This is a genomic window from Halolamina pelagica, assembly GCF_001307315.1.
Taxonomy (GTDB): domain Archaea; phylum Halobacteriota; class Halobacteria; order Halobacteriales; family Haloferacaceae; genus Halolamina; species Halolamina pelagica_B.
In genome coordinates, this window is record NZ_LGUC01000001.1 from 2,451,661 (window position 1) to 2,477,134 (window position 25,474).

The 25,474-nt window shown below is 69.9% G+C and carries 25 protein-coding genes, 3 tRNA genes and 5 pseudogenes; 17 read left to right on the forward strand and 16 right to left on the reverse strand.

All coding sequences use genetic code 11. The features are described 5' to 3' along the window. Position 1 precedes the first annotated feature (1 nt). Together SY89_RS12740 and SY89_RS12745 are read right to left on the reverse strand one after the other, a co-directional pair. A complete protein-coding gene (locus SY89_RS12740; RefSeq protein ID WP_054584500.1) occupies positions 2 to 451 on the reverse strand; it encodes a UPF0179 family protein in 450 nt (149 codons plus the stop codon). A gap of 59 nt (positions 452 to 510) precedes the next feature. Then, positions 511 to 894, reverse strand: coding sequence for a DUF5820 family protein (locus tag SY89_RS12745; protein WP_054584501.1), 384 nt, complete (start codon positions 892 to 894; stop codon positions 511 to 513). A gap of 91 nt (positions 895 to 985) precedes the next feature. Between SY89_RS12745 and SY89_RS12750 the strand changes: the two genes are divergently transcribed. Next, positions 986 to 2,461 (forward strand): DASH family cryptochrome, encoded by a 1,476-nt coding sequence (locus tag SY89_RS12750; protein WP_054584502.1) that lies wholly within the window; start codon positions 986 to 988, stop codon positions 2,459 to 2,461. Positions 2,462 to 2,657: 196 nt separating this feature from the next. Here SY89_RS12750 and SY89_RS12755 read toward each other — a convergent pair. Further along, positions 2,658 to 2,732 (reverse strand) — tRNA-Glu (locus SY89_RS12755). Positions 2,733 to 2,804: 72 nt separating this feature from the next. Then, the gene (locus SY89_RS12760) at positions 2,805 to 4,781 is read right to left on the reverse strand and encodes a 3-hydroxyacyl-CoA dehydrogenase/enoyl-CoA hydratase family protein (RefSeq protein ID WP_054584503.1); all 1,977 of its coding nucleotides are present in this window, start codon (positions 4,779 to 4,781) and stop codon (positions 2,805 to 2,807) included. 126 nt (positions 4,782 to 4,907) lie between these two features. Between SY89_RS12760 and SY89_RS12765 the strand changes: the two genes are divergently transcribed. The 6 genes and pseudogenes from SY89_RS12765 (at position 4,908) to SY89_RS12790 (ending at position 9,537) form a co-directional block, all read left to right on the forward strand. Next, on the forward strand, positions 4,908 to 5,387 hold the full coding sequence (locus tag SY89_RS12765) for a GNAT family N-acetyltransferase (protein WP_054584504.1): 480 nt from the start codon (positions 4,908 to 4,910) through the stop codon (positions 5,385 to 5,387). Between the two features lie 14 nt (positions 5,388 to 5,401). After that, a tRNA-Thr gene (locus SY89_RS12770) sits at positions 5,402 to 5,475 on the forward strand. Positions 5,476 to 5,739: 264 nt separating this feature from the next. Further along, positions 5,740 to 5,898, forward strand: coding sequence for a hypothetical protein (locus tag SY89_RS17365; protein WP_189319166.1), 159 nt, complete (start codon positions 5,740 to 5,742; stop codon positions 5,896 to 5,898). A 51-nt stretch (positions 5,899 to 5,949) separates the two neighbouring features. After that, positions 5,950 to 6,873, forward strand: a pseudogene (locus SY89_RS12775) (formate/nitrite transporter family protein); the annotation flags it as partial. Between the two features lie 334 nt (positions 6,874 to 7,207). After that, the gene (yciH, locus tag SY89_RS12780) at positions 7,208 to 7,501 is read left to right on the forward strand and encodes a stress response translation initiation inhibitor YciH (protein ID WP_054584506.1); all 294 of its coding nucleotides are present in this window, start codon (positions 7,208 to 7,210) and stop codon (positions 7,499 to 7,501) included. 758 nt (positions 7,502 to 8,259) lie between these two features. Continuing rightward, positions 8,260 to 9,537 (forward strand): hypothetical protein, encoded by a 1,278-nt coding sequence (locus tag SY89_RS12790; RefSeq protein WP_054584508.1) that lies wholly within the window; start codon positions 8,260 to 8,262, stop codon positions 9,535 to 9,537. A 15-nt stretch (positions 9,538 to 9,552) separates the two neighbouring features. Here the strand turns inward: SY89_RS12790 and SY89_RS12795 are convergent, their stop codons facing one another. From SY89_RS12795 to SY89_RS12810, 4 genes and pseudogenes are all read right to left on the reverse strand, one after another. After that, entirely contained in the window at positions 9,553 to 9,912 is a 360-nt protein-coding gene (locus SY89_RS12795) for a rhodanese-like domain-containing protein (protein WP_054584509.1), read from the reverse strand. Between the two features lie 72 nt (positions 9,913 to 9,984). Continuing rightward, positions 9,985 to 10,565: pseudogene (locus SY89_RS12800) on the reverse strand (NUDIX hydrolase). Beyond that, a pseudogene (locus tag SY89_RS18665) lies at positions 10,566 to 10,999 on the reverse strand (DUF5809 family protein). It lies immediately after the preceding pseudogene. A 48-nt stretch (positions 11,000 to 11,047) separates the two neighbouring features. After that, on the reverse strand, positions 11,048 to 11,497 hold the full coding sequence (locus SY89_RS12810) for a DUF5810 domain-containing protein (protein WP_054584510.1): 450 nt from the start codon (positions 11,495 to 11,497) through the stop codon (positions 11,048 to 11,050). A gap of 119 nt (positions 11,498 to 11,616) precedes the next feature. Between SY89_RS12810 and SY89_RS12815 the strand changes: the two genes are divergently transcribed. The 3 genes from SY89_RS12815 (at position 11,617) to SY89_RS12825 (ending at position 13,461) form a co-directional block, all read left to right on the forward strand. Beyond that, complete coding sequence (locus SY89_RS12815) at positions 11,617 to 12,291, forward strand: SCO family protein (RefSeq protein WP_054584511.1); 675 nt, start codon at positions 11,617 to 11,619, stop codon at positions 12,289 to 12,291. Positions 12,292 to 12,444: 153 nt separating this feature from the next. After that, positions 12,445 to 12,798, forward strand: coding sequence for a TlpA family protein disulfide reductase (locus SY89_RS12820; RefSeq protein ID WP_239685625.1), 354 nt, complete (start codon positions 12,445 to 12,447; stop codon positions 12,796 to 12,798). A 3-nt stretch (positions 12,799 to 12,801) separates the two neighbouring features. After that, a complete protein-coding gene (locus SY89_RS12825) occupies positions 12,802 to 13,461 on the forward strand; it encodes a cytochrome c biogenesis CcdA family protein (protein WP_054584512.1) in 660 nt (219 codons plus the stop codon). Here the strand turns inward: SY89_RS12825 and rimI are convergent. After that, complete coding sequence (rimI, locus tag SY89_RS12830; protein ID WP_054584513.1) at positions 13,458 to 13,973, reverse strand: ribosomal protein S18-alanine N-acetyltransferase; 516 nt, start codon at positions 13,971 to 13,973, stop codon at positions 13,458 to 13,460. The genes SY89_RS12825 and rimI overlap by 4 nt on opposite strands. A 144-nt stretch (positions 13,974 to 14,117) precedes the next feature. After that, a complete protein-coding gene (locus SY89_RS12835) occupies positions 14,118 to 16,091 on the reverse strand; it encodes an aconitate hydratase (RefSeq protein ID WP_054584514.1) in 1,974 nt (657 codons plus the stop codon). A 136-nt stretch (positions 16,092 to 16,227) separates the two neighbouring features. Between SY89_RS12835 and SY89_RS12840 the strand changes: the two genes are divergently transcribed. Then, on the forward strand, positions 16,228 to 16,695 hold the full coding sequence (locus tag SY89_RS12840) for a deoxyuridine 5'-triphosphate nucleotidohydrolase (protein ID WP_054584515.1): 468 nt from the start codon (positions 16,228 to 16,230) through the stop codon (positions 16,693 to 16,695). A gap of 38 nt (positions 16,696 to 16,733) precedes the next feature. Here SY89_RS12840 and SY89_RS12845 read toward each other — a convergent pair. After that, a tRNA-Lys gene (locus SY89_RS12845) sits at positions 16,734 to 16,807 on the reverse strand. Between the two features lie 79 nt (positions 16,808 to 16,886). On the opposite strand from SY89_RS12845, the pseudogene SY89_RS12850 reads away from it, so the two are divergent. After that, positions 16,887 to 18,136: pseudogene (locus SY89_RS12850) on the forward strand (M20/M25/M40 family metallo-hydrolase). Here SY89_RS12850 and SY89_RS12855 read toward each other — a convergent pair. The 3 genes from SY89_RS12855 to SY89_RS12865 all read right to left on the reverse strand — a co-directional run bounded on the left by SY89_RS12855 (position 18,127) and on the right by SY89_RS12865 (position 20,752). Continuing rightward, positions 18,127 to 18,801: a DUF7119 family protein gene (locus SY89_RS12855; RefSeq protein WP_054584516.1), complete on the reverse strand. Its 675-nt coding sequence runs from the start codon at positions 18,799 to 18,801 to the stop codon at positions 18,127 to 18,129. The pseudogene SY89_RS12850 and the gene SY89_RS12855 overlap by 10 nt on opposite strands. Positions 18,802 to 18,870: 69 nt before the next feature. Next, complete coding sequence (locus SY89_RS12860; RefSeq protein ID WP_054584517.1) at positions 18,871 to 19,227, reverse strand: DsrE family protein; 357 nt, start codon at positions 19,225 to 19,227, stop codon at positions 18,871 to 18,873. Positions 19,228 to 19,306: 79 nt separating this feature from the next. Then, positions 19,307 to 20,752 carry a dihydrolipoyl dehydrogenase gene (locus SY89_RS12865; RefSeq protein ID WP_054584518.1) on the reverse strand — a complete coding sequence of 482 codons (1,446 nt, stop codon included), beginning with the start codon at positions 20,750 to 20,752 and terminating at the stop codon, positions 19,307 to 19,309. Positions 20,753 to 20,852: 100 nt separating this feature from the next. Here SY89_RS12865 and SY89_RS12870 point away from each other — a divergent pair, with 100 nt between their 5' ends. Next, positions 20,853 to 22,286 carry an FAD-dependent oxidoreductase gene (locus SY89_RS12870; RefSeq protein WP_054584519.1) on the forward strand — a complete coding sequence of 478 codons (1,434 nt, stop codon included), beginning with the start codon at positions 20,853 to 20,855 and terminating at the stop codon, positions 22,284 to 22,286. 1 nt (position 22,287) lies between these two features. On the opposite strand, the gene SY89_RS12875 is transcribed toward SY89_RS12870, so the two are convergent. Further along, positions 22,288 to 22,671: a winged helix-turn-helix transcriptional regulator gene (locus SY89_RS12875; RefSeq protein WP_054584520.1), complete on the reverse strand. Its 384-nt coding sequence runs from the start codon at positions 22,669 to 22,671 to the stop codon at positions 22,288 to 22,290. A 120-nt stretch (positions 22,672 to 22,791) separates the two neighbouring features. Between SY89_RS12875 and SY89_RS12880 the strand changes: the two genes are divergently transcribed. The 4 genes from SY89_RS12880 to SY89_RS12895 all read left to right on the forward strand — a co-directional run bounded on the left by SY89_RS12880 (position 22,792) and on the right by SY89_RS12895 (position 24,172). Further along, positions 22,792 to 22,980 (forward strand): hypothetical protein, encoded by a 189-nt coding sequence (locus SY89_RS12880; RefSeq protein ID WP_054584521.1) that lies wholly within the window; start codon positions 22,792 to 22,794, stop codon positions 22,978 to 22,980. Positions 22,981 to 23,056: 76 nt separating this feature from the next. After that, on the forward strand, positions 23,057 to 23,362 hold the full coding sequence (locus tag SY89_RS12885) for a CGCGG family putative rSAM-modified RiPP protein (RefSeq protein ID WP_054584522.1): 306 nt from the start codon (positions 23,057 to 23,059) through the stop codon (positions 23,360 to 23,362). Between the two features lie 25 nt (positions 23,363 to 23,387). Further along, positions 23,388 to 23,690: a hypothetical protein gene (locus SY89_RS12890; protein WP_054584523.1), complete on the forward strand. Its 303-nt coding sequence runs from the start codon at positions 23,388 to 23,390 to the stop codon at positions 23,688 to 23,690. Positions 23,691 to 23,746: 56 nt separating this feature from the next. Next, the gene (locus SY89_RS12895; RefSeq protein ID WP_054584524.1) at positions 23,747 to 24,172 is read left to right on the forward strand and encodes an SRPBCC family protein; all 426 of its coding nucleotides are present in this window, start codon (positions 23,747 to 23,749) and stop codon (positions 24,170 to 24,172) included. On the opposite strand, the pseudogene SY89_RS12900 reads toward SY89_RS12895, so the two are convergent. Next, positions 24,160 to 25,445, reverse strand: a pseudogene (locus SY89_RS12900) (MBL fold metallo-hydrolase). The gene SY89_RS12895 and the pseudogene SY89_RS12900 overlap by 13 nt on opposite strands. Positions 25,446 to 25,474: the final 29 nt, after the last annotated feature.

Consider the following 25,474-nt stretch of genomic DNA (forward strand, 5'->3'; position numbering starts at 1 on the left):
ACTACTGCTCGTTCGGCGCCAGTTCGACCTGCGTCAGCGTCCGATCCAGCGCACACGTCTCGTGGGGCGGGTCGCCGACGACCTCCTCGATCTGGTACTCTTCGTCGAAATCGGCACCCAGTGGCTCACAGAGCGGGTGCGAGGGGCAGTCCGAGTGCGGACACGCCCCCGCCAGCTTGGCCTTGCTCCCGGAGTAGGCCGACTTCGAGGGGACGTTCGCGGGGACGCTGGTCGGTTCGACTTCGACGGCCCGGACGCCGCCGTCGTGGACCGCACAGTCGAGTACCTGCGTGTTCTCCCGCACGCCGGTCACCTCGTAGCGAGTCCCCGTTTCGAGGTTGAGACACTGGCTGCGGTAGGGGCAGCCCTCGCAGGCTGAGGACTCGCCCTGGTAGACGAACTCCGCTCCCGGGTCGGCAAGCCGGGCGCCGACGAGCGTAACGGTAGTCATACGTGAACGTAGCCTCGCGGCGGGGTTAAGGCTCCCGCCCCGTCAGCCCGGGGGCCGGCTCAGGCCCCGCCAGTCCGCTCGTCCAGTTCCGCGAGGTACCGCTCCCGGGGCTCCTGGTACGCGCCGCGGTAGTCGATCTCGCCGGCCGCGAACCGTTCGGCCACGTCGACGGCGGCGGCGACGGCGGCGTCGCGGCTCTCGCGCGTCTCGTTCGTCAGTTCGATCTCGGGTTCGGCGAACAGCGTGGCGTGCCACTCCTCGGTCGCGTACTGGCCGGCGCCGGGGCGGTTGGCCCGCGACCCGTTCGTGACGTAGATCGTCGGGAGACACGCCGCGGGGAACTCGTCGGCGTCGAACACGTCCGGCCGGTACGCGAGGATGATCCGCCCGTCGCGCTGTTCGGTCCAGACGGTCCACGACTCCGGGAGGTCCTCCAGGCCCATGCCCGACTGTCGGGGCGCAGGGTGGATATGCCTCTCGCTCTCCGGCACCCGCTACCCGAACTGCAAAGCGGCGACCGCCCCGAGAGCCGGCATGGAGACAGCGATCTGGTGGGTGCGCGAGGACGCCCGCCTGCACGACAACGCCGCGCTCGTCGCCGCGGCCGAGGCCGACGCACTCCTCCCGGTGGTCGTCGTCGACCCCCGGCAGTACGGGACCCAGCCCTACGGCGGTCCGCAGTCGTTCACCTTCGAGAAGACCGGCGCCTACCGCGCGCAGTTCCAGCGGGAGACGGTCGCGGATCTTCGGCAGTCGCTCGACGAACGGGGCTCGGGGCTCCTCGTCCGCGAGGGCCGTCCGGGCGAGGTGGTGCCCGAAATCGCCACGGCGGTCGACGCCGACACGGTCCACTTCCAGGCGCTCCCGGCGCCGGAGGAACGGGACGCCGCGGCCGCGGTCGTGAGCGCGCTCGCCGACGCGGGGGTGCAGACGGCGAGTCACTGGACGACCACACTCCACCACGTCGCCGACCTTCCCGACGGCGTTGACGGCATCGACGACACGTTCACGCCGTTCCGACAGTCAGTCGAACAGGAGAGCCGCGTCCGGGAGCCGCTCCCCGAACCGGCGCTCCCGCCCACGCCCGCGCTCGACCGACTCGACGGGGGTTACGGCTCGCTCCCGACGCTCGCGGAGCTCGGGCTCGAACCGCCCGCGTACGACGACCGCGGCGTGCTCGCGTTCGAGGGCGGCGAGACTGCGGCGCTCGACCGAGTTCAGGAGTACGTCTGGGAGGGCGACCACCTCCGGGCGTACAAACAGACCAGAAACGGCCTGCTCGGGCCGAACTACTCCTCCAAGTTCTCGCCGTGGCTCGCAGCCGGCTGCCTCTCCCCGCGGTACGTGAAGCGGGAGGTGGACCGGTACGAGGCCGAGCGCGTCTCGAACGACTCGACGTACTGGCTCGTGTTCGAGCTCCGCTGGCGGGACTTCATGGCGTTCCAGACCGCCAAACACGGCGCGACGTTCTTCACCCGGGGCGGGATCAGGGAGCGCGAGGACGTCGACTGGGCCGACCCCGGAAGTGATCCGACAGCCCGCGAGCAGTTCGAGCGCTGGACGGCCGGCGAGACCGGGATCCCGTTCGTCGACGCCACCATGCGCGAACTGAACGAGACGGGCTACATGAGCAACCGCGGCCGGCAGAACGCCGCCTCCTTCCTCGCGAACAGCCTCCGGATCGACTGGCGCCGCGGCGCGGCGTACTTCGAAACGAAGCTGGTCGACTACGACGCCGGCTCGAACTACGGGAACTGGGCGTACGTCGCCGGCGTCGGCAACGACAGCCGGAACAGCTACTTCGACATCGTCGAACAGGCCCGAAACTACGACGGCGACGGCGAGTACGTCCGCCACTGGCTCCCCGAACTCCAGGGGCTGCCGCCCGGCTACGTCCACGAGCCGTGGGAGATGGACCGCGGGGAGCAGCGCGCCTACGGCGTGGTGCTCGGCGAGGACTACCCCGAGCCGATGGTCGATCTCGCGGCGAGCTACGAGGAGTTCCGCTAGCCCGCGTCGCCGCCACGAGACGAGCGCGAGCCCCAGCGTGAAACGCCACGCGACGGTGCCAAGGGATCGCGCCTCGGCCCGGGTTGTCCGCGTGAGAACCGCTCGGCCGCGGAGTGAACGACGGTGGGTCCAGATCGCTCCACGTCCCGATTCAGCATCCGCTTGTGACTGTTCGGTTCGTCAGTTCGCGCAGAAATGCTCGGTCGGGGATTTGAACCCCGGTCATCGGCTCGAAAGGCCGAAATGATTGGCCGGACTACACCAACCGAGCGCATTCGAATATGCTCGGTCGGGTCGTATAAACCCTACTCTTTCTACCGCCCGAGGGAGAGGCTGTCGTGATCTACTTGCCTTCGAACTCCGGCTCCTCGTCACCCATGAACGCGGTGACGCCCTCCATCAGGTCGTCGGTGTTCATCAGGTGGCCGAACGCCTGGCTCTCGACTTCGAGACCGGCGTCGGTGTCGTCGCGCCCCGCGAGCATCGCGCGCTTGGTGTAGCGCTGCGCGATCGGCGGACCGGCCGCGAGGTCGCGGGCCAGCTCCCAGCCGCGGTCGAGCAGCTCCTCGCCGTCGGTGACCTCGTTGATGAAGCCGTACTCCGCGAGCTCCTCGGCGTCGTAGCGCTCGGCGGTGAAGATGATCTCCTTCGCCCGCCCCTCGCCGACGATGTGGCGCAGGCGCTGGGTGCCGCCCCACCCCGGCAGGAGGCCGAGGTTGTGTTCCGGCTGGCCGAGCTCGCTCCGGCGGCTGGCGATCCGGAGGTCCGCGCCGGTCGCGAGCTCCATCCCGCCGCCGAGGCAGTAGCCGTCGATGGCGGCGACGACCGGCGCGTCGAGCGACTCCAGCTTGCCGAACGTCTCCTGGCCGAGCTTCGAGAGTTCGACCGCGTGCAGCGGGTCGCCGCCGCCGGCGGCCATCGACTGCACGTCGGCGCCGGCGGAGAACGCGCGGTCGCCCTCGCCCGTGAGCAGCACCGCGCGCACGTCCCCGTGGGCGTCGAGCTCGTCGATGGCGGTGTCGAGCTCGTGGAGCAGCTCCTCGCTGATCGTGTTCATCCGGTGGGGGCGGGCGAGTTCGATGTGCCCCACGTGGCCGTCGACGGCGACGTTCAGGGACTCGTACTCCGTCCCGTCGTCACCGTTCTCGGCGCTCCCGTAGAACCCCTCGCCGGCGTCGGCGAGCTCACGCAGCGTTTCCTCGGCCTCGTAGCGCTCCTCGCCGGTCGCCTCGTGGAGGTCGTCCAGCGTCTCGACCAGCGCGTCGAGCCCGTACTCGTCGGCCATCTTCGCGGGGCCGTCGGGCCAGCCGCCGCCGAGCTTGACCGCCTCGTCGATGGCGTCGGGGTCGGCGACGTCGCCGCCGACGAGCCCGGCGACCTCGTTGGCCAGCAGGGCGAGCAGGCGCTCCTGGATACCCTCGCTGACCGCGTCCGTCGGGATCTGGGCGCCGTCGCCGTCCTCGTAGTCGTAGAAGCCCCGGCCGGTTTTCTTCCCCAGCTCCTCGGCCTCGACTTTCTCGGCCAGCAGCGGGCAGGGTCGGTACGCGTCGCCGAGCTCCTGGTGCATGTACTCGAGCACGTGGTAGCCCACGTCGATGCCGACCTGGTCGGCGAGCTCGAACGAGCCCATCGGCAGCCCGATACCGTACTTCGTGGTGGAGTCGACCGCCTCGATGGTGGCGTCGCCGGACTCGACCAGCCACGCGGCCTCGTTCATCAGCGGCACGAGCACGCGGTTGACGATGAAGCCGGGCGAGTCCTTCCGGACCCGAACGGGGGTCTTGCCCATCGACTCCGCCAGTTCCTCGATCGTGTCGAGGGTGTCGTCGGCGGTGTCGGCGCCGGAGATGACCTCGACCAGCTGCATCCGCACCGGCGGGTTGAAGAAATGCATCCCGCAGAACTGCTCGGGGCGGTCGCTGACCTCCGCCAGGTCCGTGATCGAGAGGCTCGAGGTGTTCGTCGCGAAGATCGCCTCCGGCGGCGCGTACTCGACGACCTCGCGGTACACCTCCTTCTTGATGTCCATCTTCTCGGGGACGGCCTCGATCACTACGTCGGCGTCGCCGACGGCCGCCTCGAGTTCGACGACCGGCGTCACGCGATCGAGCGCGCCGTCGGCCTCGTCCCGACTGATCTGGTCTTTCTCGGCCAGTTTGTCGAGGCTCCACTCGATCTGTTCGTAGCCGTTCTGGACGAACTCCTCGTTGATGTCCCGCATCGTCACGTGGTAGCCCGCCAGCGCGGCGACCTCGGCGATACCGTGGCCCATGTTGCCTGCGCCGAGCACCGCGATCCGTTCGATTTCGTCGGGATCCATGCGCGATTGGTCGGCCGGACGGCGGTTGAACGTTTCCCTCTCCCGTGTCAGGAACGGGCTCGGAGTTGCTCCGCGTGGTCACCGCGGCCGATACCTCTTACCACCCGAGGACGGACGTACGAACGGATGGAGATCGAGGCGCCGACGATGGACGACGCCGACAGGCTGGCGGAGCTGTGGGTAGATCTCGCGCGCAGCCAGCGCGCACACGGCTCACACCTGCTGGCCGAGCCCAACCGCGAGACGGTGCGGGAGGGGTTGGCTCGCGCGATCGTCACCCAGAACGTGCTGGTCGCCCGGACCGACGACGACCTCGCGGGGTTCGTCGAGTTCGCGCCCGAGACCGACAGCTACCGCCAGGACGTCGCGCGTGGCGTGATCGAGAACATCTACGTGCGGCCGTCCCACCGGGACACCGGACTCGGCGCCGACCTGCTCGCGGCCGCCGAAGCCCGCCTGCTCGACGCCGGCATCGATCGCGTCACGCTGGAGGTGCTCGCGGACAACGAGGCGGCCCGGCGCTTCTACGCGCGCCAGGGCTACGAACCCCACCGCGTGGAGTTGGAGAAGGCGCCCGAAAGCGACACGCACTCAAAGGAGGACTGAGTAGCGTCGGCTGCGCCTGGAGAGCATGGGTGGTTCATGCACTCGACTTGTAATCGAGACTTCCCGGGTTCGACTCCCGGTCCAGGCTTCCTGCGAGGAGCGAACGCGACGAGCGGAAGCCGTTCGGGAGTCGAAGCCTGCAGGTGGCGCACAGCGAGGAACGAGCGAGCACCTCCTGCTCTGGTTCGACTCCCGGTCCAGGCTCTTCTCGTCGAGCGAAGCGAGACGTGAAGAGCCGTCGCCGCCGTCGGAACGCATTTCCACGACCAGCGAGAATCCCCGCCTGAATGGCCTACGAACCGTGGCAAGCGCTGTTCGCCGGCACGTTCCTCCTCCTCTCCGGGGGATTCACGTGGTCGCCCCGTATCAGTCCGCCCGGAAGGCGGCGATGGAGGACGGCAACGAGGACGCAGTCGCCGACGAGTGGGAGATCGACGCGACCCAGATCATCGGCGGGATCACCGCGCTGGTCGGACTGGCGATCCTGGTCCGCGCGGTAGTGCCGTTCTGAGTCGGGGTGGGAGCCACAGGAGTTACTTACTAGGCTCCGTAGTGGCCGCCAATGCCGGATGGCGATTCTGCCGACGAGAGCGTTCGGGAGGCGATCGACCAGTCCGAGCACGGAGCCCCCGCAGCGGGGGCGGTGCTCCGCGACCAGTTCGAGACCCACGAGGTGTTCCAGCGGATCATCGCCGCCGCCGACGAGGAGGCGACCACGGGGCAGCGCGAACTGTTCTTCAGTAGCCTCGCCGCGGGGTTCTCGATCACCGTCACGTTCATGCTGTACGCGTCGCTGACGGCGTCGACGGACAGCCACCCGATCCTCAGCGCGCTGCTGTACCCGCTGGGGTTCGTGTTCATCATCCTCGGCGGCTACCAGCTGTACACCGAGAACACGCTACCGCCGGTGGTGCTGGTGCTGGAGCGACTGATGAGCCTGCCGCGGCTGCTGAAGATCTGGGGGATCGTCATCGTCGGGAACTTCGCCGGCGGCGGGTTCGGCGCGCTCGTGCTCGCCCGCACCGGTGTCCTCTCGCCGGACGCGGTGGACGCCGCGACGTACATCGCGAAGAAAGGCGTCAACACCGACTTCTGGCCGCTGTTTTTCAAGGCCGCGTTCGCCGGCCTGATCGTCGCCGGCGTCGTCTGGCTGGTGTACGCCGTCCGCGACAGTTTCACGCGGCTGGTGATCGTCTACCTCGCCTTCCTCGCGGTGCCCCTGGGGAACCTGTATCACTCCGTCGTCTCCTTCACCGAGCTGGCGTTTCTGGTGTTTTCGGGCGAGCCCGTCTTCCTCTCGGGGCTCGTCTGGTTCGTGTTCCCCGTGCTGCTCGGCAACACCGTCGGCGGCGTGCTGCTGGTCACGGTGGTCAACTACTTCCAGACCACCGAGGAGCGGCTGGATATCGCCCGCCGCGACGGGTTCGACCGGGAGCTCACCGCCCGCGAACTGCTGCTCGGAGGGATGGCCGGGCGCTCCTACGTCCACAAGATGATCCACGAGGAACGAGAGTAGCGCGCAGCACCGAACCAATCAGTGCGGGACAACGATTATCCCGGGTGCGTGAGAGCGTGTCAGTATGGCGTACGCACTCTGGCAGTACGTGGTCGCCGGCGCGTTCCTCGTGATCGCTGGGGTATCCAGGTCGTCTCCCCCGGAATGGAGCCGAATCCGGAGAAAGAGAACGCCGCCCGCGTCACCCGCGGGATCGGCGCGATCGTGATGGCCGTCGGCGTCGCCGTGCTCGGGCTCGGCGCGTGGCGGCTGTTGTAGCACCCCGATACTGTTTTGTAGCTGTGGTAGCTACTTTCCGGTCGTAATGGGTGAAGTCTGCTCGACGTGCGGGCTGCCTGAGGAACTCTGCGTCTGCGAAGACGTTGCGAAAGAGTCCCAGCAGATCAGCATCCGCATCGACGAGCGCAGGTACGGCAAGGAGGTAACGATCATCGAGGGGTTCGATCCGAAAGACGTGGACATGGACAGCCTGTCCTCCGACCTGAAGTCCAAGTTCGCGTGTGGCGGCACCGTCGAGGACGGCGCCATCGAACTCCAGGGGAACCACAGCGGCCGCGTGGAGGATTTCCTCCGCGAGAAAGGCTTCAACGTGGCCTGACCTCCTGTGCCGGCCTGGTTCTCTCGTCGCGGGACGGGGAACTATGTCGGATCCACACTGAGTAGCACTGTGTTCAGAGCCGCGGCTGTCGCGTTCGTCCTCTTGCTCGTCGGCGCGCAGCCGGCGGTGGCTGTCGCCGGCGCGCCGGCCGTCGACGGCCCCGTCGCCGACGCCAGCGCCGCCGACACCGCGTCGGCGACGCTCGCGATCGACACCGCCCTCTCGTTGACCCCCGAGCAGCCGGGTTCGGTCGGCGTCGTCCAGACGTTCGACACGCCCGAGGCGCTGACCGAACTCCGGGTCACGCTCGACGCCCGGTCGACGGTGACGGCGGCCGAGGGGTTCAGCAAGGCCGGGGGCGACACCTGGGAGTGGGACGGTGAGACCGCCGAGCCGCGGCTCCGCTACGACCTGGCAGTCAACCGAACGACCGACCGCGAGGGGCCGATGGCGGGGAGCGGGTCGTACCTCTACGCCGACGTGGGCGAGTGGGCGCTGATCCAGCAGCCGAACACCGGGCTCGAGTGGCGCACCACCGCCTCGATCAACCTCGACCGGACGACTCGCGTCGACGGCGCGGGCGCCGTCGGCAGCGCCACCGCCTTCCTCGGCCCCCACGAGGAGTACACGCGCGAGGTCGCGGGGCAGGAGATCCGGCTGATCGTCCCCGCGGCCGCCGATCTCGCGGACCCCCCGAAGCGATCCTCGACGGCCTCGGGAACGCCTCCCGCGAACTCAACGTCGGCGACCGGGACGCGATGGTGTTCGCCGTCGCGGCGCCGACCGACAAGGTCGGCTGGGCGGTACAGGGGGTCCAGGTCGGCGACACCGACTTCTGGGCCCGGGCGAACCGACCGATCGACAGCGCCGGGAGCACGTGGCTCCACGAGTACGTCCACACCCGGCAGTCGTTCCAAACCACCGAGAGCGGGCAGTGGATCACCGAGGCCACCGCGACGTGGTACGCCGCGCTGCTGAGTCACCAGCAGGAGGGCGTCGGCTTCCCGGGCCTCTCGGAGTATCTGGAGCGCGGCACTCGGAGCCCGCAGGCGGAGTCAGTGCTCGCCGAGCCGAGCGACTGGGCGAACAACGCCCACTACTGGAAGGGGGCGCTGGTCAGCGGCGAGCTCGACCGGCGGCTCAGGCTGGCGACCGACGGCGGCGCCACGCTCCAGCGCGTGCTCGCGGCGCTGAACGACCACGGCAGCGTCAGCAACGAGGACATCCTCGCGGCCGTGGCCGAGGCGGGCACGGCGGCCGAACGCGACGCCGCCGAGCGACTGACCACCACCAGCGACGCGCCGGCCGTGTGGGACAGCGAGGCCCACCGCGACGCGTTCGGCGGCGACGCGGCGCTTCTGCGCGTCGGCTTCGACCCGGCGACGGACCTGCGGGCAACCGGCCCGTACCGCAACGCGACGACCGCCGCACCCGTCACGCTCGCAGCCGGCGAGCGGCTCTCGGTCCGCACCGCCGTCGAGAACCTCGGCGGCGCGACCGGCGAGTACACCGTCACACTCCGGGTCGGCGACGCCGTCGTCGCGACCACGAACGGGACGCTCGCCCCGGACGGCCGGACGAACGCGTCGCTCGCCCACCGGTTCGCGGAGCCGGGGCGGTACACCGTCTCGATCGCCGGCGAGCGCTTCACCGTCAGGGTTCGCCAGCCGGCGACCCCGAGCGTGACCGACCTCAGCGTCGAGCCAACGACGGTGGCACGTGGCGACGAGGTGACGGTGACCGCAACGGTGACCAACGACGACTCGGTGCCCGGCAACACGACGGTCGCGTTCACCCGCGGCGGCGAGACGGTGGCGACCCGGACCGTCGCAGTCGGGCCGAACGATCGCGAGACGGTCAGCGCGACGGTCGAGCTGACCGAGCCCGGACAGCAGCGCGTCGGCGCCAACGGGGAGTCCCTCGCGGTGTCGGTCGAGTCGACCAGTCGAACGAGCGTCCCCGGCTTCGGCGTGCCGGCCGCCGTCGGCGCGATCGCCGGTGTGCTCGCCGTGGGACGGCTGCGCTCGGGTCGGTAGGCGAACGACCGCGACTCAGAACGGCGCCGGCCCCTCGTCCGGCTCCGACCCGCCGCTGTCGTCGCCGGACTCGATCGGCCCCTCCCACGCGCTCAGCCCGCCAGCCATGCTCTCGACGGTGGCGTCGGCGGTCCCCTCGTAGGACTCGATGAGCTTCGCGGCCTGTACGCTGGATTTCCCGTGCGGGCAGACCGTCACCACGTGGTCGGCGTCGGCGAGTTCGGCGACGCGGTCGGGGAGCTGTTGGAACGGGACGTTCAGGCTGCCGGGGATGTGGCCCCGCTGGAACGCCGCCGGGTTGCGGATGTCGACGACCGTCGGCGACGCGCCGTCGGCCAGCAGTTCGGCGACCGTCTCGGGCGAAATCTCGTCCATACACGCGGTAACGGAGCTGGTGGGTTGAAGCCCACGAACCGTCGTCGGCCCGACCCGCATCCAGAGAACAGCCTACAGCAGCCCCTTGGCGTCGGCCAGCGACAGCCCCTGGAGTGTGGCGTCGTTGATCGCCCCAGAGCGAACCGTCGACATCGCCTCCTCGATCGGCACCGCCCGCGGCGTGAGGAACTCGTTGGCGTCGAGGTTCTGCTCGGTGGGTTCGAGCCCCTCCGCGAACACGTACGCCCGCTTGTGTCTGAGCAGCCCGGTCGCGACCCAGACCTCCTCCAGCACCGACAGCGAGTCCGCGCGGAACCCGGTCTCCTCCTCCAGTTCGCGCTCGGCCGCGGCGGTGTAGGACTCGCCGGCCTCGACGACGCCGGCGGGGAGTTCGAGCTGTTCGTGCCGGATCGTCGGCCGGTACTGCTCGACGAACAGCACGTGATCGTCGGTGACGGCGGTGACCACCACCGCGGTCGGGAGTTCGGCCCAGTAGTAGCGCTTCCGGCTCCCGTCGGGCTGTTCGACCAGGTCGTAGCCGCCGACGAACCAGCCGGTCTCGTACTCCGGGACGCTCTCGATCACCTGCCAGCCGGGGGCGACTCCGGGAGCGACTCGTGGCGGCGGCCGTCCTCGGGCGGGTACGCGGTCATCTACTCGCCCGCACCGTCCTCGAACAGCGGGCGGTAGATCCGGCCGAACGCCTGTCGCCGCAGGGTGGCGACGGCGGCGTCTTCCTCGGACTGGAACGTCGCCGCCACGGCCGTCCCTGTGGCGGGCGAGGCGTGCCAGACCACGCGGTCGACGTGCTCGGAACCGTTCACGTGGACATCGTACTCGGGGTGGTCCTCGCGCCAGGTCTCCCAGGCCTCGCGGTCGCCGACGGTGACGGTCAACAGCGACGCGAACAGGGCGTCGCGGGCCGTCTCGACGACCTCGCCGGTGACGCGCTCGTCGTACTCCTCGCGGTCGAACGACATCGCCTTGGCCGTCTCGCGCACGACCGTCTGGGCGGCGGGGCCGACGGAGTCAAACGCCTCGGCGGCGTCAGCCTCGGTCTCGGGGAGAACACACCTTCCGTTCGCATACCGCACTGTCCGAGCGGCGCCGGCTTACCGGTGGCGATGCGGCGCGATCACGCGTCGTCGGCGGCGTCGGCGCCGTCGTCGGCATCGTCGCCGCTGTCTGCCAGGTTCTCACGGCGCTTCCGGGTCATTTCGCGGGCCTCCGCGACGGCCTGCTCGGCCGCCTCGTCGATGAACCCCGAGTCAGGAACCTCGCCGGGGTCGGCGAGCTCCTCGGTCGGGTGCGTGCCCGCGTGTTCGTGCTCGTGGTCGTCACCCGCCGCGGTCGGGATGTCGACCGCGGCGTCCTCGGCGGTCGCCTCGTCGTAGTCGATCGCCTCGGCGTCGTCGACGACCTCGGCCGCCAGCTCCGGCGGGGTGTACTCGCCCCACTCGGCGACGCGGTCGTCGAGCCAGGCCTCGTGGTCCTCGCCGTGGAGCATCGCGGTCATCGCGAGGTGGTTCGCCAAGTGTTCGTCGTCCTGCTGGGGCGAGCCACAGACCGGACAGCGGTATCCCATACCGGGGAGTCGACCCGGAGGGGCAAAACAGATGTGTTCACTGCCGCTCGGCGGCGGGGCGCCGGGCGTTTCGACGCTCGCACCAAATCGCCTAACCGAACAGCACGCCAACGACGCGTATGGATCGACGGACGTTCATCAGATCGACTGGCGCCGCCACCGCAATCGGTGCAACAGCAGGCTGTCTCGGCGCCGTCGGGTTGGGCGGCAACCCCGACGTGACGCTGTCCGAGCCCGACCGACCGTTCGAGAGCGAGGACGTGCCCTACCCCGCGTGGGGCGAGCAGGTCGCCGACGTGACGCTTCCCGCACCGCTAGCCGGCGGCTCGCTGTCGCTTCAGGACCCCGGGAAACCGACCCTGCTCACGTTTTTCTACTCCCACTGTCAGACGGTCTGTCCCGTCCTCATCAGCACGCTCCGGAACGTCCAGGCCCACGCACAGTCGAACGACTACGCCGACGACGTGACGTTCGCGCCGGTGACGTTCGACCCCGCGCGGGACACCGCCGACCGACTCGAGACGTACGCCGAGGAGATGAACGTCACCACCGCCGAGGACGGCTGGCAGTTCCTCCGGCCGGAGTCCAAATCGCGGGCGAAGACGGTCGTTCAGGAGGAGTTCGGCGTCGACTTCCGCCGCACCGAGCCCGAGGACATGGATATGTACATGTTCGCCCACACCTCGCTGACGCTGCTCGTCAACGCCGACGGCTACGTCGAGCGGGCGTACCAGACCTCCTCCCCCGACCAACAGACGATCATCGACGACCTGACCACGCTGCGAGAGGCATGAACCGACGGCGGGCACTCGCTGCACTCGCCGGCGTCGGCCTGACCGGGGGAGCCTCTGGGCCGCCAGCAGTGGCCTGCTGGGGGGACGACCGACGACCTGCCGATCCGCGTCGAGACGCTCGACGCCCCCGGCTCCGAGGCGGGGGCGACGCTCGTGCCGACCCCGGAGCGCGTGACGGTCGTCGACCTGTTCGCGACCTGGTGTGCGCCCTGTGACGAGCAGGTCGACATCCTGGACTCGGTTCGCGGGGAGTACGACGGCGTCAGCTTCGTCTCCGTGACGAACGAGCGCCCCAGCGAGTCGCTGACGCGGGCGGACATCGCCGACTGGTGGGCCGAGAACGACGGCGCCTGGACGGTCGGGATCGACCCCGGGAGTGAGCTCATGGCCGCCTTCGGCGCCGACGGCCTGCCGTACGTCGCGATCGTCGACGCCGAGGGGCGGTGCAGTTCGAACACGGGGGACTCGTCGACGCCGACACGCTCCGGACCGAACTGGACGCCGTGACCGATGCTTGACCCGGGAACGATCGGCGTGCTCGGGTTCGCCGCCGGCGCTGGCGTCACGACGTTTTTCGCCCCCTGTGCGTTCCCGCTGCTCCCCGGCTACGTCGGCTACTACCTGCGCGAGAGCGACCAGCGCGTGGCCGCGGTCCCGGCCGCGGCGACGGCGTCGGCGGGGACGCTGGCCGCGCTCGCGCTCGTTGGCGGGCTCGTGCTCGCGCTCGGCCGGTCGCTGACGCGAGCACTCCCGCTGTTCGAGCCGGTCGTCGGGGTCGCGCTGGTGGTGTTCGGCGTCCTCACGCTGCGTGGCGGGGAGCTCGGCGTCGACGTTCGGCTGCCGAGCCGGCCGGACACACTGCTCGGGTTCGGCGTGTTCGGCGCGGTGTACGGGATCGCCGCCGCGGGCTGTGTCGTCCCGCTGTTCCTCGGCGTCGTCGCGCAGGCGCTCGCACTCGACGGCGCCGCGAGCGGGCTCGCACTCGGGACGTACGCCCTCGGCGTCGCCGCGCCGCTGGCTGGCGTGACGCTGCTCGCCGGTGCCGGCGTCGACGTCTGGCGCTCCGTCGGCGGGTACACCGGCCGCATCAAACAGGCTGCGGGCGTAGTGATGATCGTCGCCGGACTCGGCCAGCTCTATCTCGCCGCCGACCTGCTCGGCGTGCTCTAACCCTGCCACGCCGCAAGATCGAGCACCATCACGAAGGCGTCCTCCCCGTCGTCGTAGTAGCCGGGCACCCGCCGGACGCGCTCGAACCCCACGTCTTCGTACAGCGACTGGGCAACGTCGTTGCGCTCCCGCACTTCGAGTTTGACGACGCTGGCGCCGTTGACGGCCATCGTGAACAGCACGCGCCGGAGCAGCGTCCGCCCGACTCCCTCGCCCTGTGCCTGGGGGTGGACGGCGATATCCTTCAGGTGGCCCAGATCCCGGCCCTGGGTCGAACTCACGTCGGCGACCGCGTAGCCGACGACGGCGCCGTCCCGGAGCGCGACCAGGAAGCCGGGAGTGCCGAGGAACCGCTCGAAGGACGCGAACGGCCACGGCTGGGAGAACACCGCCTTCTCGATGCGGAACACCGCGAGCAGGTCCGCACGCTCCGCCTCGCGGACGACGAGGTCCCCAGCGTCCGACGCCTCCGGGGTGGAAGTCACGCGTCCGTGTAGGCCGGTTGGCGGCATAAACGCCGTGGCCGCAGGCGCCGTCGCTGGGGCGAAAAAGAACGGAGAACCGCAAGTCGCGAGCCGTGGGTGGCTACACGATCACGGCATCACGCTCCCTGGCCGCGCGACGGAGCGCGCGGCAGGACGCGAGCCGTGATCGGTTCAGTCGTCAGCCGGCGCGGCGCCGCTGCCGTCCTGGGCCTGCTGCTTCGTCCACGAGAGCTTGCCACCGGCCGCGAGGATCTCGCGCTCGCGCTCGGAGGCGTCGAGGTGGGCGGTCCCCTCCCACTCGTCGTTGACGCGGAAGGTGAACTCGTCCTGGCCGGAGCGCACGCCGGCGCCGACGTCGTCGACGATCTCGACGTTGTCGCCCTGCTCGATGCGCTCGTAGTCGTCCTCGTCGATCGTCAGCGGGACGAGGCCGAAGTTGAACAGGTTCGCCTTGTGGATGCGGGCGAACGACTGCGCGAGGACGCCCTCGACGCCGAGGTACATCGGACAGAGGGCGGCGTGCTCACGCGAGGAGCCCTGGCCGTAGTTCTCGCCGGCGACGAGGAAGCCGCCGTCGGCGTCCAGCGCGCGCTGGGCGAAGCTCTCGTCGACACGCGAGAGCGTGAACTCCGAGAGCTTGGGCACGTTGGAGCGGAACTTCAGGATGTCCGACGTGGCCGGGATGATGTGGTCGGTCGTGATGTTGTCGTCCATCCGGAGCAGCACCTCACCCTCGAGGTTGGACTCGAGTGGGTCCTTCAGCGGCACGTCGCCGATGTTGGGGCCCTTGACGAGCTCGTCGTCGACGGCCTCGTCGGGGGCGATGAGGTCGACGTCGTGTCGGTCGTAGCCGCGACCGAGCTCGAAGCCGGGGTCCTCCATGTCGCCGAGTTCGTCGGCGAGGTCACGCGGGTCGACGATCTCGCCCTTGATCGCCGCGGCGGTGGCGACCTCCGGCGAGCAGAGGAAGACGGAGTCGTCCTCGATCCCCGAGCGGCCCTCGAAGTTGCGGTTGAAGGTGCGCAGCGAGACGGTGTCGCTGCCGGGGACGTGGCCGATCCCGATACAGGCACCACAGGTCGCCTCGGAGAAGTTCACGCCGGCGGCCATCAGCTCGGCCGTCCAGCCCTCGCGAGCCAGCATCTCGGAGGCCTGCTTCGAGGCGGGCGCGATGATCATCTCGGTCTTCTTGTTGACCTCGCGGCCCTCGAGCATCTTCGCGGCGGGGAGGATGTCCTCGTAGGCGCCGTTGGTACAGGAGCCGATCATGACCTGCTCGACGGACTGGCCCGCGGCCTCGCGGACCGGCACGACGTTGTCGGGCATCGACGGCTCGGCGATCATGGGCTCGATCTCCGAGAGGTCGACGACGATCTCGTCGGCGTACTCCGCGTCGTCGTCGGGCTGGAGGTCGACGTAGTCCTCGGGGCGGTCGACCTCTTCGAGCCACTCCTTCGTGCGCTCGTCGGTCGGGAAGATGGAGGAGGTAGCGCCGAGCTCGGTCCCCATGTTGGTGATCGTCGTTCGCTCCGGCACGGAGAGCGTCTCGACGCCGGGGCCGGTGTACTCGAACACTTTGCCGACCCCGCCCTTGACGCTCAGGCGTCGCAGCAGCTCGAGGATGACGTCCTTCGCGGTGGCCCACTCGCCGAGTTCGCCCTCGAGTCGGATGTTGACGACTTCGGGCATCTCGACGTAGTAGGCGCCCCCGCCCATCGCGACGGTGATGTCGAGGCCACCCGCACCGATGGCGAGCTGGCCGAGGCCGCCGGGCGTCGGCGTGTGGGAGTCCGAGCCGAGCAGCGTCTTGCCGGGCGCGGCGAAGTTCTCCTTGTGGACGTTGTGACAGATACCGTTACCGGGCCGGGAGAAGTGGGCGCCGTAGGTGCCCGCCGCCGAGCGCAGGAAGCGGTGGTCGTCGGTGTTCTTGAAGTCGAACTGGTACGTCTGGTGGTCGCAGTACTGCGCGGCGAGTTCGGTCTGGACTTCGTCGAGACCCAGCGCCTCGAACTGCAGCCACACCATCGTACCGGTGGTGTCCTGCGTCAGCACCTGATCGATCTCGATCCCGATCTCCTCACCGGGGGTCAGCTCGCCCTCGACGAGGTGATCGTCCAGGACTTTCTCCGTGATTGTCTTTCCCATATCGTTCCAAGATGGGCTTGGTACGGTGATAAATCCGGCGAGAACGAAGTGCGGCCGCCACACCCGCACGACGGCGGGCGAGAGGCGCTCACGACGGGTTCGGCAGGGTTTTGACGCCGGGGCCGAACCGCCGACCATGTTCCGCTCCGGAGCCAGCCTCGCCGCCGGCATCGACGGCGTCGCCGACGACGCAGTCCAACCGAACGGCGTCGACCTCACCGTCGCAGCGGTGTTCGAACAGACCAGCCCCGGCTACGTGGGCCGCGACGGGAAATCCGTCGGCGACCGCACGGAGGTCGACCCACACGGCGGCGACCCGCCGATCTACCGGCTCGAACCGGGCGACTACGTGGTTCGCTACGGCGAGCGACTGGCGGTACCCGAGGACAGTGTTGGGTTCGTGCTCCCGCGCTCGACGCTGCTGCGAAACACCTGCTCGCTCGATACGGCGGTCTGGGACGCCGGGTACGAGGGCCGCGGCGAGGGGCTGTTGCAGGTCGGCCGGGCGATCGAGATCGAGCAGGGGGCCCGGATCGGGCAGTTCGTCGTCGCGGATGCGGACCACGAGGGGACGTACGACGGGACCTATCAGGGCGAGAACTGAGGCGTCGACGGCGCTCGCGGGTCGGTTGGTCGGAGAAACGGGCTGAGAGGGACTTGAACCCCCGACCGTCTGGTTAAAAGCCAGACGCTCTCCCAAACTGAGCTATCAGCCCTCACCCCAACCCAGTAGGAGCACCGGGTAAGCGTTTACGGTTCCCTCGAAGCTAAGCCCCCGCCGACCGACCCCCCGTCATGGACATCCGGACGTTCACCGAACGGCTCATCGAGTCCCGGACCGTCGACGGCGGGGAGGCCGATGCCGCGGCGTGGGCCCGGGAGCAACTCGACGCGCTCGGGTTCGAAACGTACGAGTGGCTCGCCGACGCCGAGGCGCTGGCGAATCACTCCTCGTTCCCGGACGACCCGGACCTGATCGACACGGCCGACCGACCGAGCGTGGCGGGCGTACTGGAGTTCGGCGATCCCGACGCCGGCCCGACGCTCGTCCTGAACGGCCACCTCGACGTGGTGCCGGCCGACGAGGACGCGTGGTCGTCGGACCCGTTCAAGCCCGTCTGGGGCGAGACCGACGACGGCGCGGAGACGCTCACCGCCCGCGGCGCCGTCGACATGAAGGCGCCCGTCGCCGCCTGCGTGTTCGCGGCGCTGGACGCCGCCGAGCGCGCGGACTCGGCCGACCTGAACGGCCGACTCGTCGTCGAAGCCGTCGCCGGCGAGGAGGAGGGCGGCATCGGCGCCGCCGCGGCCGCGCTGTCGAACCCCTACCCCTTCGACCGCGACGCCGCGATCGTCGCCGAGCCGACCGAGCTGACCCCCGTCACGGCCGTCGAGGGAACCGTGATGAAGCGCCTGGAGATCCAGGGCCGGGCAGCCCACGCCGCCTCGCGCTGGCGCGGCGAGGACGTGCTCCCCCACTTCGAGCGCATCCGCGCGGCGTTCAAAGCGCTCGAAGCCGAGCGCGGGGAGACGGTCACGCACCCGCTGTACGAGGAGTACCCCGTCCCGTGGCCGATCGTGATCGGGATCGTCGAGGCCGGTAACTGGGCCTCCTCGGTGCCGAGTTCGCTCACGGCCGAGATGCGCTTCGGCGTCGCCCCGGGCGAGACCGTCGACGAGGTGGAAGCGCAGTACGAGGCGGCGCTGCAGACCGTCGTCGACGGCGACGACTGGCTCTCGTCGCACCCCCCAGTTTCGAGCGGTTCAGCATCCAGTTCGAGCCCGCCGAAACCGACGCCGACGAGCCGATCGTGCGGACGCTCCAGGCGGCGATGAAAGCGACGAGCGTTCCCGACACCGAGCCCCGGGGCGCGACCTACGGCGCCGACTCCCGACACTACGTCGCCGCCGGGATTCCGACGGTGCTGTTCGGCCCCGGAAGCATCGAGCAGGCCCACTTCCCCGACGAGACGATCGAGTGGGCCGACGTGGAGCAGGCCAGAGAAACGATCGCCGAGACCGCCGTCCGCTTCCTTCAGTCGTAGCGCTCGGCGAGCGCCTCGGCGACGACGTCGCCCGGCTGCTCGTTGCGCATCGACGCCTCGCGCCGGAGTTCGCGGTACTGCTCGACCGGCAGCGAGAGCGCGATGTCGCCGAGTTCGATCCCCCGCTCACGCAGCGCTTCCTGTGCCGACGCGCCGTCGGTGATCTCACTCGCCAGCGAGCGCACCTCCCGGACGGTGAGGTCGTGGTCGAGGGTCGCCCACGCCAGATCCAGCCGGGCGGTGCCGCCGACGCGCGCGAGATGTTTCGCTGTCGACGGGGCGATGTTGCCCCGGGCGACGTGGCGCCGGACCGACTGCGGCAGGTCGTGAACCCGGGCCCACGTCCGGAGGAACGAGACGGAGACGCCGTCGGCGCGCTCGGCGGCCTCGCGGTAGGAGCCGACGCCCCGGACCAGCGCCGCACACGCCGCCGCCCCGCGGAGCATGTCGAGGTAGTCGCCCGGCCCGTCGCCGTCGGCGAACGCGGCGAGCACCTCGGCGGCGTGCTCGACGCTCTCGGGGTCGTCGGGGTCGAAGTCGATCGCCTCCGCTGCACGCTCGCCGGTGATCTCCGGATCGGCGCGGACGACCGGCTCGCCGACCCGCGAGCGGCGGTCGGTCGAGGGCGTCGGCTTCTCGCCGTCGTCGGGGGCATCACGGGGCAGTTCGAGCCCGGTCCCGAAAAGCCCCCGGCGCTCGGGCGATCGCTTGCCGTACTGGGACAGCTCGCATGGTCAGAACGTGATGATCTCGTAGTCGTCGTCGACCAGCGACCGGATGCTCGGGTGGCCGTCGTGGTCGTCGAGCTGGACGACGCCGGCGTCCTGGACGGCCTCATCGACGCCGAAGGCGCCCGAACAGTACTCACACGCCGACGCCTCGGGCTTCACGGCGGCGTAGAGGTCGTGGTAGTCGCTGTCCTCGTCTTCGAGTTCCGGGATCCACTGCGTGCCCGCGCCGTCGAAGATCAGTTCGAGCTCGTCGTCGTCGTTCCGGGCGAACTCCCGCGCGGTTTCGAGTCCGTTGACGAGTCGACCGAGGTTTGCGTGCCCGTCCGTCCCTGCGAGGATCACGACTGCCGCGTTCGTCATGCGAGTACCGTACCCAACCCAGCGGGAAAAGCGCGGGCGAACCGCGGGGTAACGGGGTTACGTCGGTGTTACCGAGGTGTCAGTGGTGATGCTGGTGGCCGGCGCCGCCGCCCCGCGTGAACTGCCCGGAGAAGGCGCGCTGGACCACCTCCGGCAGCGCCGGGTGGACGTGGATCGACTCGCGGATATCCCGGACGGTCCCGCTGCCCGCGGTCATCGCCGTCACGACCTCCTGAATCAGCGTCGAGGCGTCCGGGCCGACGATGTGACAGCCGAGGATCTCGCCGTCGAGATCGATGATGGCTTTCACGAACCCGTCGGCGTGCATCGCCTTCCCGCGAGCGGTGTCGTCGTAGCGGTAGGTGTTGGTCGCGTATTCCGCACCGTCGGCCCGCAGCGCCTCCTCGGTCGCGCCGACGCCGGCGACCTCGGGCGAGCCGAACACCGCGAACGGCATCGCCGAGTAGTCGACCGGCTCGGGCTCGTCGCCGAAGAGGTTGCGCATCACCGCCCGGGCCTCGTGGTTCGCGCTGTGTTTCAGCAGGTACTCGCCGACGATGTCGCCCAGCGCCCAGACGCCGTCGGCGTCGGTCCGGAGGTGCTCGTCGGTCTCGACGAACCCGTCGTCGTCCGTCTCGACGGCGGTGTGCTCCAGATCGAGCGTGTCGGTGTTCGGCACCCGACCCGCCGCGACGAGCAGTTCGTCGCTGGTGACGCTGAGCGTGTCACCGGCCTCGACGACGTGTCCGTCCTCGCCGTCGTCGTACTCGTACGGCAGCGCTTCGACGGTGATCTCGCCGCCCGTCTCGCGCACGCTCGTCGCCGCGTGACCGGTGTGGACCGCGACCCGCTCGCCGTAGCGGTCGGTGAACGCCGCGGCGACCTCCTCGTCGGCGTTGGGGAGGAGGGTGGGCCGCCGGCCGAGGATCGTCACGTCGGTGCCGAACGTGCCGAAGAAGTGGCCGAGTTCGGCGGCGATGTAGCCGCCGCCGACGATGGTGAGCCGGTCCGGCGGCGTCTCCAACTGGAGCGCCTCGCGGCTCGTGAGGTACTCCACGTCCTCGATGCCGTCGATCGGCGGAATCGCCGGTCGGGTGCCCGCCGCGATCAGGATGGTCTCCGCGCGGACGCGGGTGCTGTCTTCTTCCCCACCGTGGATCTCGATCGTGTGGTCGTCGACGAACCGAGCCTCGCCCTCGTAGAGGCGGTGCTGGTCCGACGAGCGCAGGCCACGGCGGATCGAGTCCGACGACTCCCCCACGTCCTCGTTGACCTCGCGGACGATCTCGGCGAACTCGACACCCGCGATCTCGGCGTCGATGTGGAACTCGTCCGCGCGCTCGATCGTCTCGTACACGTCGGCGTGGTAGAGCAACTGCTTCGAGGGGATGCAGCCGCGGTTGAGGCAAGTCCCACCGAGGGGTCCCTTCTCGACGACGGCGACGGATTGGCCCTGGTTCACGGCGGCGTTGGCCACGTCCAACCCGGAGCCGGAACCGATGACGAGGAAATCGTACTCTTCCATACGCCGATGTGGGGCTCGCGGCTAATCAAACACCAGTAGCGTTCGGGTCGATACTGTTGAAACACGCACCATTACGTGGTTCGCGGTCGCCCGTCGAACGATGAGTGATCCGTTCGTCGTCGTCGGCGGGGACGCCGCGGGGCTGAGTGCGGCGAGCAAATGCAAACGCGAGGATCCGGACCGCGAGGTGATCGTCTTCGAGAAGGGGGAGTGGGTCTCCTACGCCCACTGCGGGATGCCCTACTACGTGAAAGGCGAGGTCGAGTCGCTGAGCGACATGCTCTCGCTCACGCCCGCGGAGATCGAGGACCGCGGGATCGACCTGCGCCGGAACCACGAGGTCGTCGCCGTCGACCCCGACACGAACACCGTCACCGTCGAGCGCGAGGGCGAGCGGTTCCAGCAGCCCTACGGCGATCTGCTGGTCGCGACGGGCGCCCACGCGGTGTCCGACCCCATCGCCGGCGCCGACCTCGCGGGCGTGTTCACGATCCACAGCATGGACGCCGCGGCGGCGCTGCGTGCGTTCCTGACGCCGCCGGCGGCGTTCGACCCCGACGCGTTCGACGGCGCCGGCGAGTTCGTCGACTGGGAGCTCGTCGAGGCGTACGCCGCCCGCGACCCGCCCGAGTCGGCGGCGATCGTCGGCGGCGGCTACGTCGGCGTCGAGATGGCCGAGGCGTTCAGCGCTCACGACCTCGACGTCCACCTGTTCCAGCGACCCGAGCGCCTCCTCCCGCCGTTCGGTGCAGCGCCCGCCGAGCGTGTCGCCGAGACGCTGTGCGAGCACGGCGTCACGCTCCACCTCGACACCGAGGTCGACGAGCTGGTCGCCGGCGCCGACGACACCGTCGCGGGCGTCGTCGTCGACGACGAGCGCGTTCCCGTGGACACCGCTGTCGTCGGGATCGGCATCGAGCCGAACACCGCGCTGGTCGACGGGGCCGGGATCGAGCTGGGCGTCGAAAGCGCGATCGCGATCGACGACTACGGCCGAACCGACCGCGAGCGCGTCTACGCGGCCGGCGACTGCGCGGAGATGCGCCACGCCGTCACCGGCGAACCCGACTGGGTGCCGCTGGGGCTGACGGCCAACCGTGCGGGCCGAGCGATCGGCCAGACCGTCGCCGGCACGCCGACGCCCGTCGGCGACATCGCGGGCACGGCGGTCGTGAAGGCGTTCGAGATGGAGTGTGGCCGGACCGGTATTCTCGATCACGAGCGCGCCCGCGAGGCCGGTTTCGACCCGGTCTCCGAGACGATCACCGCCGGCTCTCGGTCGGGCTACTACCCCGGCGGCGCCGAGACGACGGTCACGCTGACCGCCGACCGCCGGACGGGCCGCCTGCTCGGCGGCAGCATCGCCGGCGAGGACCGCGCCGCAATCCGGATCGACACGCTCGCGACGGCGCTCGAGGGCGACATGACCGTCGGCGAACTCGAACGGCTGGATCTGGCGTACGCGCCGCCGTTCAGCCCGGTCTGGGACCCGATTCTCACGGCCGCGAAGGTGCTGAACGGGGAGCTCGCCTGAGTCAGGCGAGCGACGTGCTCGGGTCGTCGACTTCGACGAGGTGTTCCTCGCCCCACTCGTGCATGGCGTCGATGACCGACTCGAGCGAGGCGCCGTGGTCGGTCAGCGAGTACTCGGTTCTGACTGGCTTCTCGTTCACGATCTCGCGGTCGATCAGCTGCTTGCTCTCCAGATCGTCGAGCACGTCCGAGAGCACCTTACTGGAGATGCCGTCGACGCGTGCCTCGAGTTCGCTGAAGCCACAGGCGCCCTGCGCGAGCAGTCGATCGATCACCACCGGATGCCACTTCTTCCCCACGAGCATCGCCGTCGTCGTCACCGGACACCACTCCTCGCCCGCACACCACACCGGCAGTTTCTCCGGATCGTCTGGCTGACTAGTCATGGGTGGTTCTCACCCGACGACGACTTAGCAGTTACCCCCAGTTACTTGGTTACGGGAGGTATCCCTCAGTTGGTCGTCGTCATGCAGGCGTTTTACGTCGATGGATCCGTACGCCCGCCTGTGGTCACCAGTAGCCAGCAAGCGCTCGCGGTCTGGGGTGTGCTCGTCGCCCCGTTCGCCCTGCTCGCACTGGTCCTGTGGACGCGGGATGCGCTCACCGTCCGGTTCGTCGGCGCCTACTGGTTCGCGCCGGTGGTGCTGACCCTCATCGGCGTGCTCCCCGCGCCGTGGCACGCAGTTCCGGGCTGAGTCGGCACAGCCCTCCGAAGGCGAACACGTTCGGGCGGCCGGACTAGGTCGTTTGGCCCGAACCTCGGGTAGAGCCATGTCCCAACACGATCACGAGACCCCGGACCCCGTCACCGACCACGTTCACGACAACTCCTGGTCGGCGAACCTCGAAGGGCCCGAGCACGCCGCTGACCGCGAGCTGCTCGTCGAGCAGGGGATCGAGGCGGTCGCACACACCACCGCCGGAAACCACGTCAACCTCGTGACCCACGGCGAGCACGGCCACCCCGAGACGTTCCTCTACGACGCGCTCGACCGCGAGTTCGGCGACGACGTGGACTGGGAGTACGTCGAACAGTGCGGCTGTGGCGGGCACGTCGTGCGCGTCCACGTGAACTGACTGCCCACCCGACGATCGCTCCGCTATGCCACCACACGGCCTACCTCGGCGGGGGGCGGGCCCCGAGCTGGTCGAGGAGTCGGCGTCGGCGATCCACGACGTGGCGGAACGGGAGTTCGCGGCGCTCACCGGCGTCGCGGCGACGGCCGTCGACGCTGCCCGGCTCCGACGGTGGATGCCCGCCTACGACGGGACGTGGGACGCGCTCGACGCCGTGGATCTCCCGGCCGGCGTCGATCTGTGTGCGAACTACGCGGCCCGGGCCGGGATCCCCGGGCGGCTCCGGTCGGCCGAGCGGCTGGCGACCCGGATCGCCGGCGGGGGCTGACTCACGCGGAGATGTTCGCACGGGGAGCTATCAGTCGGGCGGTCGTAGCCGAGGGTATGAACTCGGTCAGTGTCTCGCGTGAGGTGGCGGCGCCGCCCGAGGCGGTACGGGCGCGGATGAACGACGTGGGGGCGTTCATGCGCGCCGCGGGGTTCGACGAAGTGACCACCGACGGCGACCGGATCACGATCACCAACGGCGTCGGCATCGCCACGGTCGAACTCGAACTCGAACTGATCGACCACCCGGACGCGGCGCTGGCGTACCGCCAGCGCGACGGGATCTTCGAGGAGATGGTGACGCGGTACACGCTCGAACCGACCGACGACGGCACCGAGGTGACCGCCGAGACCGAGTTCGCCGTCGACGTGGCGCTGGTCGGCAAACTGCTCGACGCGACCGTGATCAAGCGCCAGCGCCGCCGGGAGTTGGACCAGCAGTTCGACTGGCTGGAACGGGAGTTTGCCGGTCAGACTGAGTAGGTCGCGCCCAGTTCGGGCGCCGACGCGTCGTAGCCGTTCGTGCGGAGTTCCGCCGCGAACTCGCCACAGCGGTCGCCGTGGTTGACGAGGATCTCGGCGTCGTCGTACGCATCGAGAAACTGCCGCAGGCCGTCGTGGTCGGCGTGCGCGGAGAAGTCGTACCCCTCGACCTGCGCGCTGACGGGCATCACGCGGCCGTCGATCTCGGCGCGGCCGGTTTCCAGCAGGTCGCGGCCGGGGTCCCCTCGACCTGGTACCCGGTCAGCGTCACCTTGTTCACGGGGTTCGCCCGGATCTCCGGGATGTACGTCATCGCCGGGCCGCCCGAGAGCATCCCGCTCGTGGTGACGATCGCCGCGGGCTGGTCGGCGATCCGTTTTCGCTGGCCGTCGCGACCCGTCACGAACCGGGCGTGTGATTTTGCGCGCCGCAGCGCGTCGGCGTCGCGGACGAACTCGGGGTGGCGCCGCAGCATCTCGGTCACCTCCTTCCCCATCCCGTCGACGTAGCAGGGGATGTCGTGGGCCGCACAGACGAGCAGCAGCTCCTGCGTGCGGCCGATGGCGAACGCGGGGACGACGACGGTGCCGCCCTCCCACAGCGTCGTCTTGGCGCTCCGTGCGAACCGGTGTTCGACGCTCGCCCGCGGCTCGTGATCCACGTCCGAGTACGTGCTCTCGCAGAGCACCACGTCGGCGTCCGGGCGCGCGGTCGACCCCGCGACGAGGCGCTGGCCGGCCGGCGGGTCGCCGGCGTCGAACCCCGCGGGCGGGTCGGCGGCGGACTGCTCGTCGACGTGGAAGTCGCCGGTGTAGAGGAGGCGGGTGTCCCCATCGTCGACGAGCACGTGCGCGCTGCCGGGGATGTGGCCGGCGTTGTAGAACGTCACCTCGTAGCCGGCGGCCGTGAACGTCTCGCGGTAGCCGTGGGTCTCGGACACCTCAGTGACCCGCTTCACGTCGGTCTCGGTGAACGGGCAGTGCGGCGAGTGGCCGTGGAGTTTGAGCGTGTCGCGCGCGAGCGTCAGCGCGAGCTCGCGGGTCGGCGGCGTCCAGTGGATCGGCGGCCGGTTCGACCCCGAGAGCAGCGACGGGATCGCCCCCACGTGGTCGAGGTGGCCGTGGGAGACGACGACGGCGTCGGGCGCCGGCGTCGCCACGGGGTACTGCGGCGGCTCGGCGGTCAGCAGCCCGAAGTCGAGCAGCAGCGAGTCGTCGACGAGGACGGCGCTGCGGCCGACCTCGCCCGCGCCGCCGAGGAACCGAAGCTCCATGTGCGCCAGGGTAGCCGGGCGGCGGGTTT

Bases quoted from the DNA above. Each gene is read 5' to 3' on its own strand.
- SY89_RS12885 (WP_054584522.1), top strand. From the start codon at position 23,057: ATGTCCCAACACGATCACGAGACCCCGGACCCCGTCACCGACCACGTT.
- SY89_RS12765 (WP_054584504.1), top strand. From the start codon at position 4,908: ATGGAGATCGAGGCGCCGACGATGGACGACGCCGACAGGCTGGCGGAG.
- SY89_RS12840 (WP_054584515.1), top strand. From the start codon at position 16,228: ATGTTCCGCTCCGGAGCCAGCCTCGCCGCCGGCATCGACGGCGTCGCC.
- SY89_RS12740 (WP_054584500.1), bottom strand. From the start codon at position 451: ATGACTACCGTTACGCTCGTCGGCGCCCGGCTTGCCGACCCGGGAGCG.
- SY89_RS12745 (WP_054584501.1), bottom strand. From the start codon at position 894: ATGGGCCTGGAGGACCTCCCGGAGTCGTGGACCGTCTGGACCGAACAG.
- SY89_RS12815 (WP_054584511.1), top strand. From the start codon at position 11,617: ATGGATCGACGGACGTTCATCAGATCGACTGGCGCCGCCACCGCAATC.
- SY89_RS12835 (WP_054584514.1), bottom strand. From the start codon at position 16,091: ATGGGAAAGACAATCACGGAGAAAGTCCTGGACGATCACCTCGTCGAG.
- SY89_RS12790 (WP_054584508.1), top strand. From the start codon at position 8,260: ATGGTGTTCGCCGTCGCGGCGCCGACCGACAAGGTCGGCTGGGCGGTA.
- SY89_RS12825 (WP_054584512.1), top strand. From the start codon at position 12,802: ATGCTTGACCCGGGAACGATCGGCGTGCTCGGGTTCGCCGCCGGCGCT.
- SY89_RS12760 (WP_054584503.1), bottom strand. From the start codon at position 4,781: ATGGATCCCGACGAAATCGAACGGATCGCGGTGCTCGGCGCAGGCAAC.
- SY89_RS12890 (WP_054584523.1), top strand. From the start codon at position 23,388: ATGCCACCACACGGCCTACCTCGGCGGGGGGCGGGCCCCGAGCTGGTC.
- SY89_RS12865 (WP_054584518.1), bottom strand. From the start codon at position 20,752: ATGGAAGAGTACGATTTCCTCGTCATCGGTTCCGGCTCCGGGTTGGAC.
- SY89_RS12870 (WP_054584519.1), top strand. From the start codon at position 20,853: ATGAGTGATCCGTTCGTCGTCGTCGGCGGGGACGCCGCGGGGCTGAGT.
- SY89_RS12895 (WP_054584524.1), top strand. From the start codon at position 23,747: ATGAACTCGGTCAGTGTCTCGCGTGAGGTGGCGGCGCCGCCCGAGGCG.
- SY89_RS12860 (WP_054584517.1), bottom strand. From the start codon at position 19,227: ATGACGAACGCGGCAGTCGTGATCCTCGCAGGGACGGACGGGCACGCA.
- SY89_RS12750 (WP_054584502.1), top strand. From the start codon at position 986: ATGGAGACAGCGATCTGGTGGGTGCGCGAGGACGCCCGCCTGCACGAC.
- rimI (WP_054584513.1), bottom strand. From the start codon at position 13,973: ATGCCGCCAACCGGCCTACACGGACGCGTGACTTCCACCCCGGAGGCG.
- yciH (WP_054584506.1), top strand. From the start codon at position 7,208: ATGGGTGAAGTCTGCTCGACGTGCGGGCTGCCTGAGGAACTCTGCGTC.
- SY89_RS12795 (WP_054584509.1), bottom strand. From the start codon at position 9,912: ATGGACGAGATTTCGCCCGAGACGGTCGCCGAACTGCTGGCCGACGGC.
- SY89_RS12875 (WP_054584520.1), bottom strand. From the start codon at position 22,671: ATGACTAGTCAGCCAGACGATCCGGAGAAACTGCCGGTGTGGTGTGCG.
- SY89_RS12810 (WP_054584510.1), bottom strand. From the start codon at position 11,497: ATGGGATACCGCTGTCCGGTCTGTGGCTCGCCCCAGCAGGACGACGAA.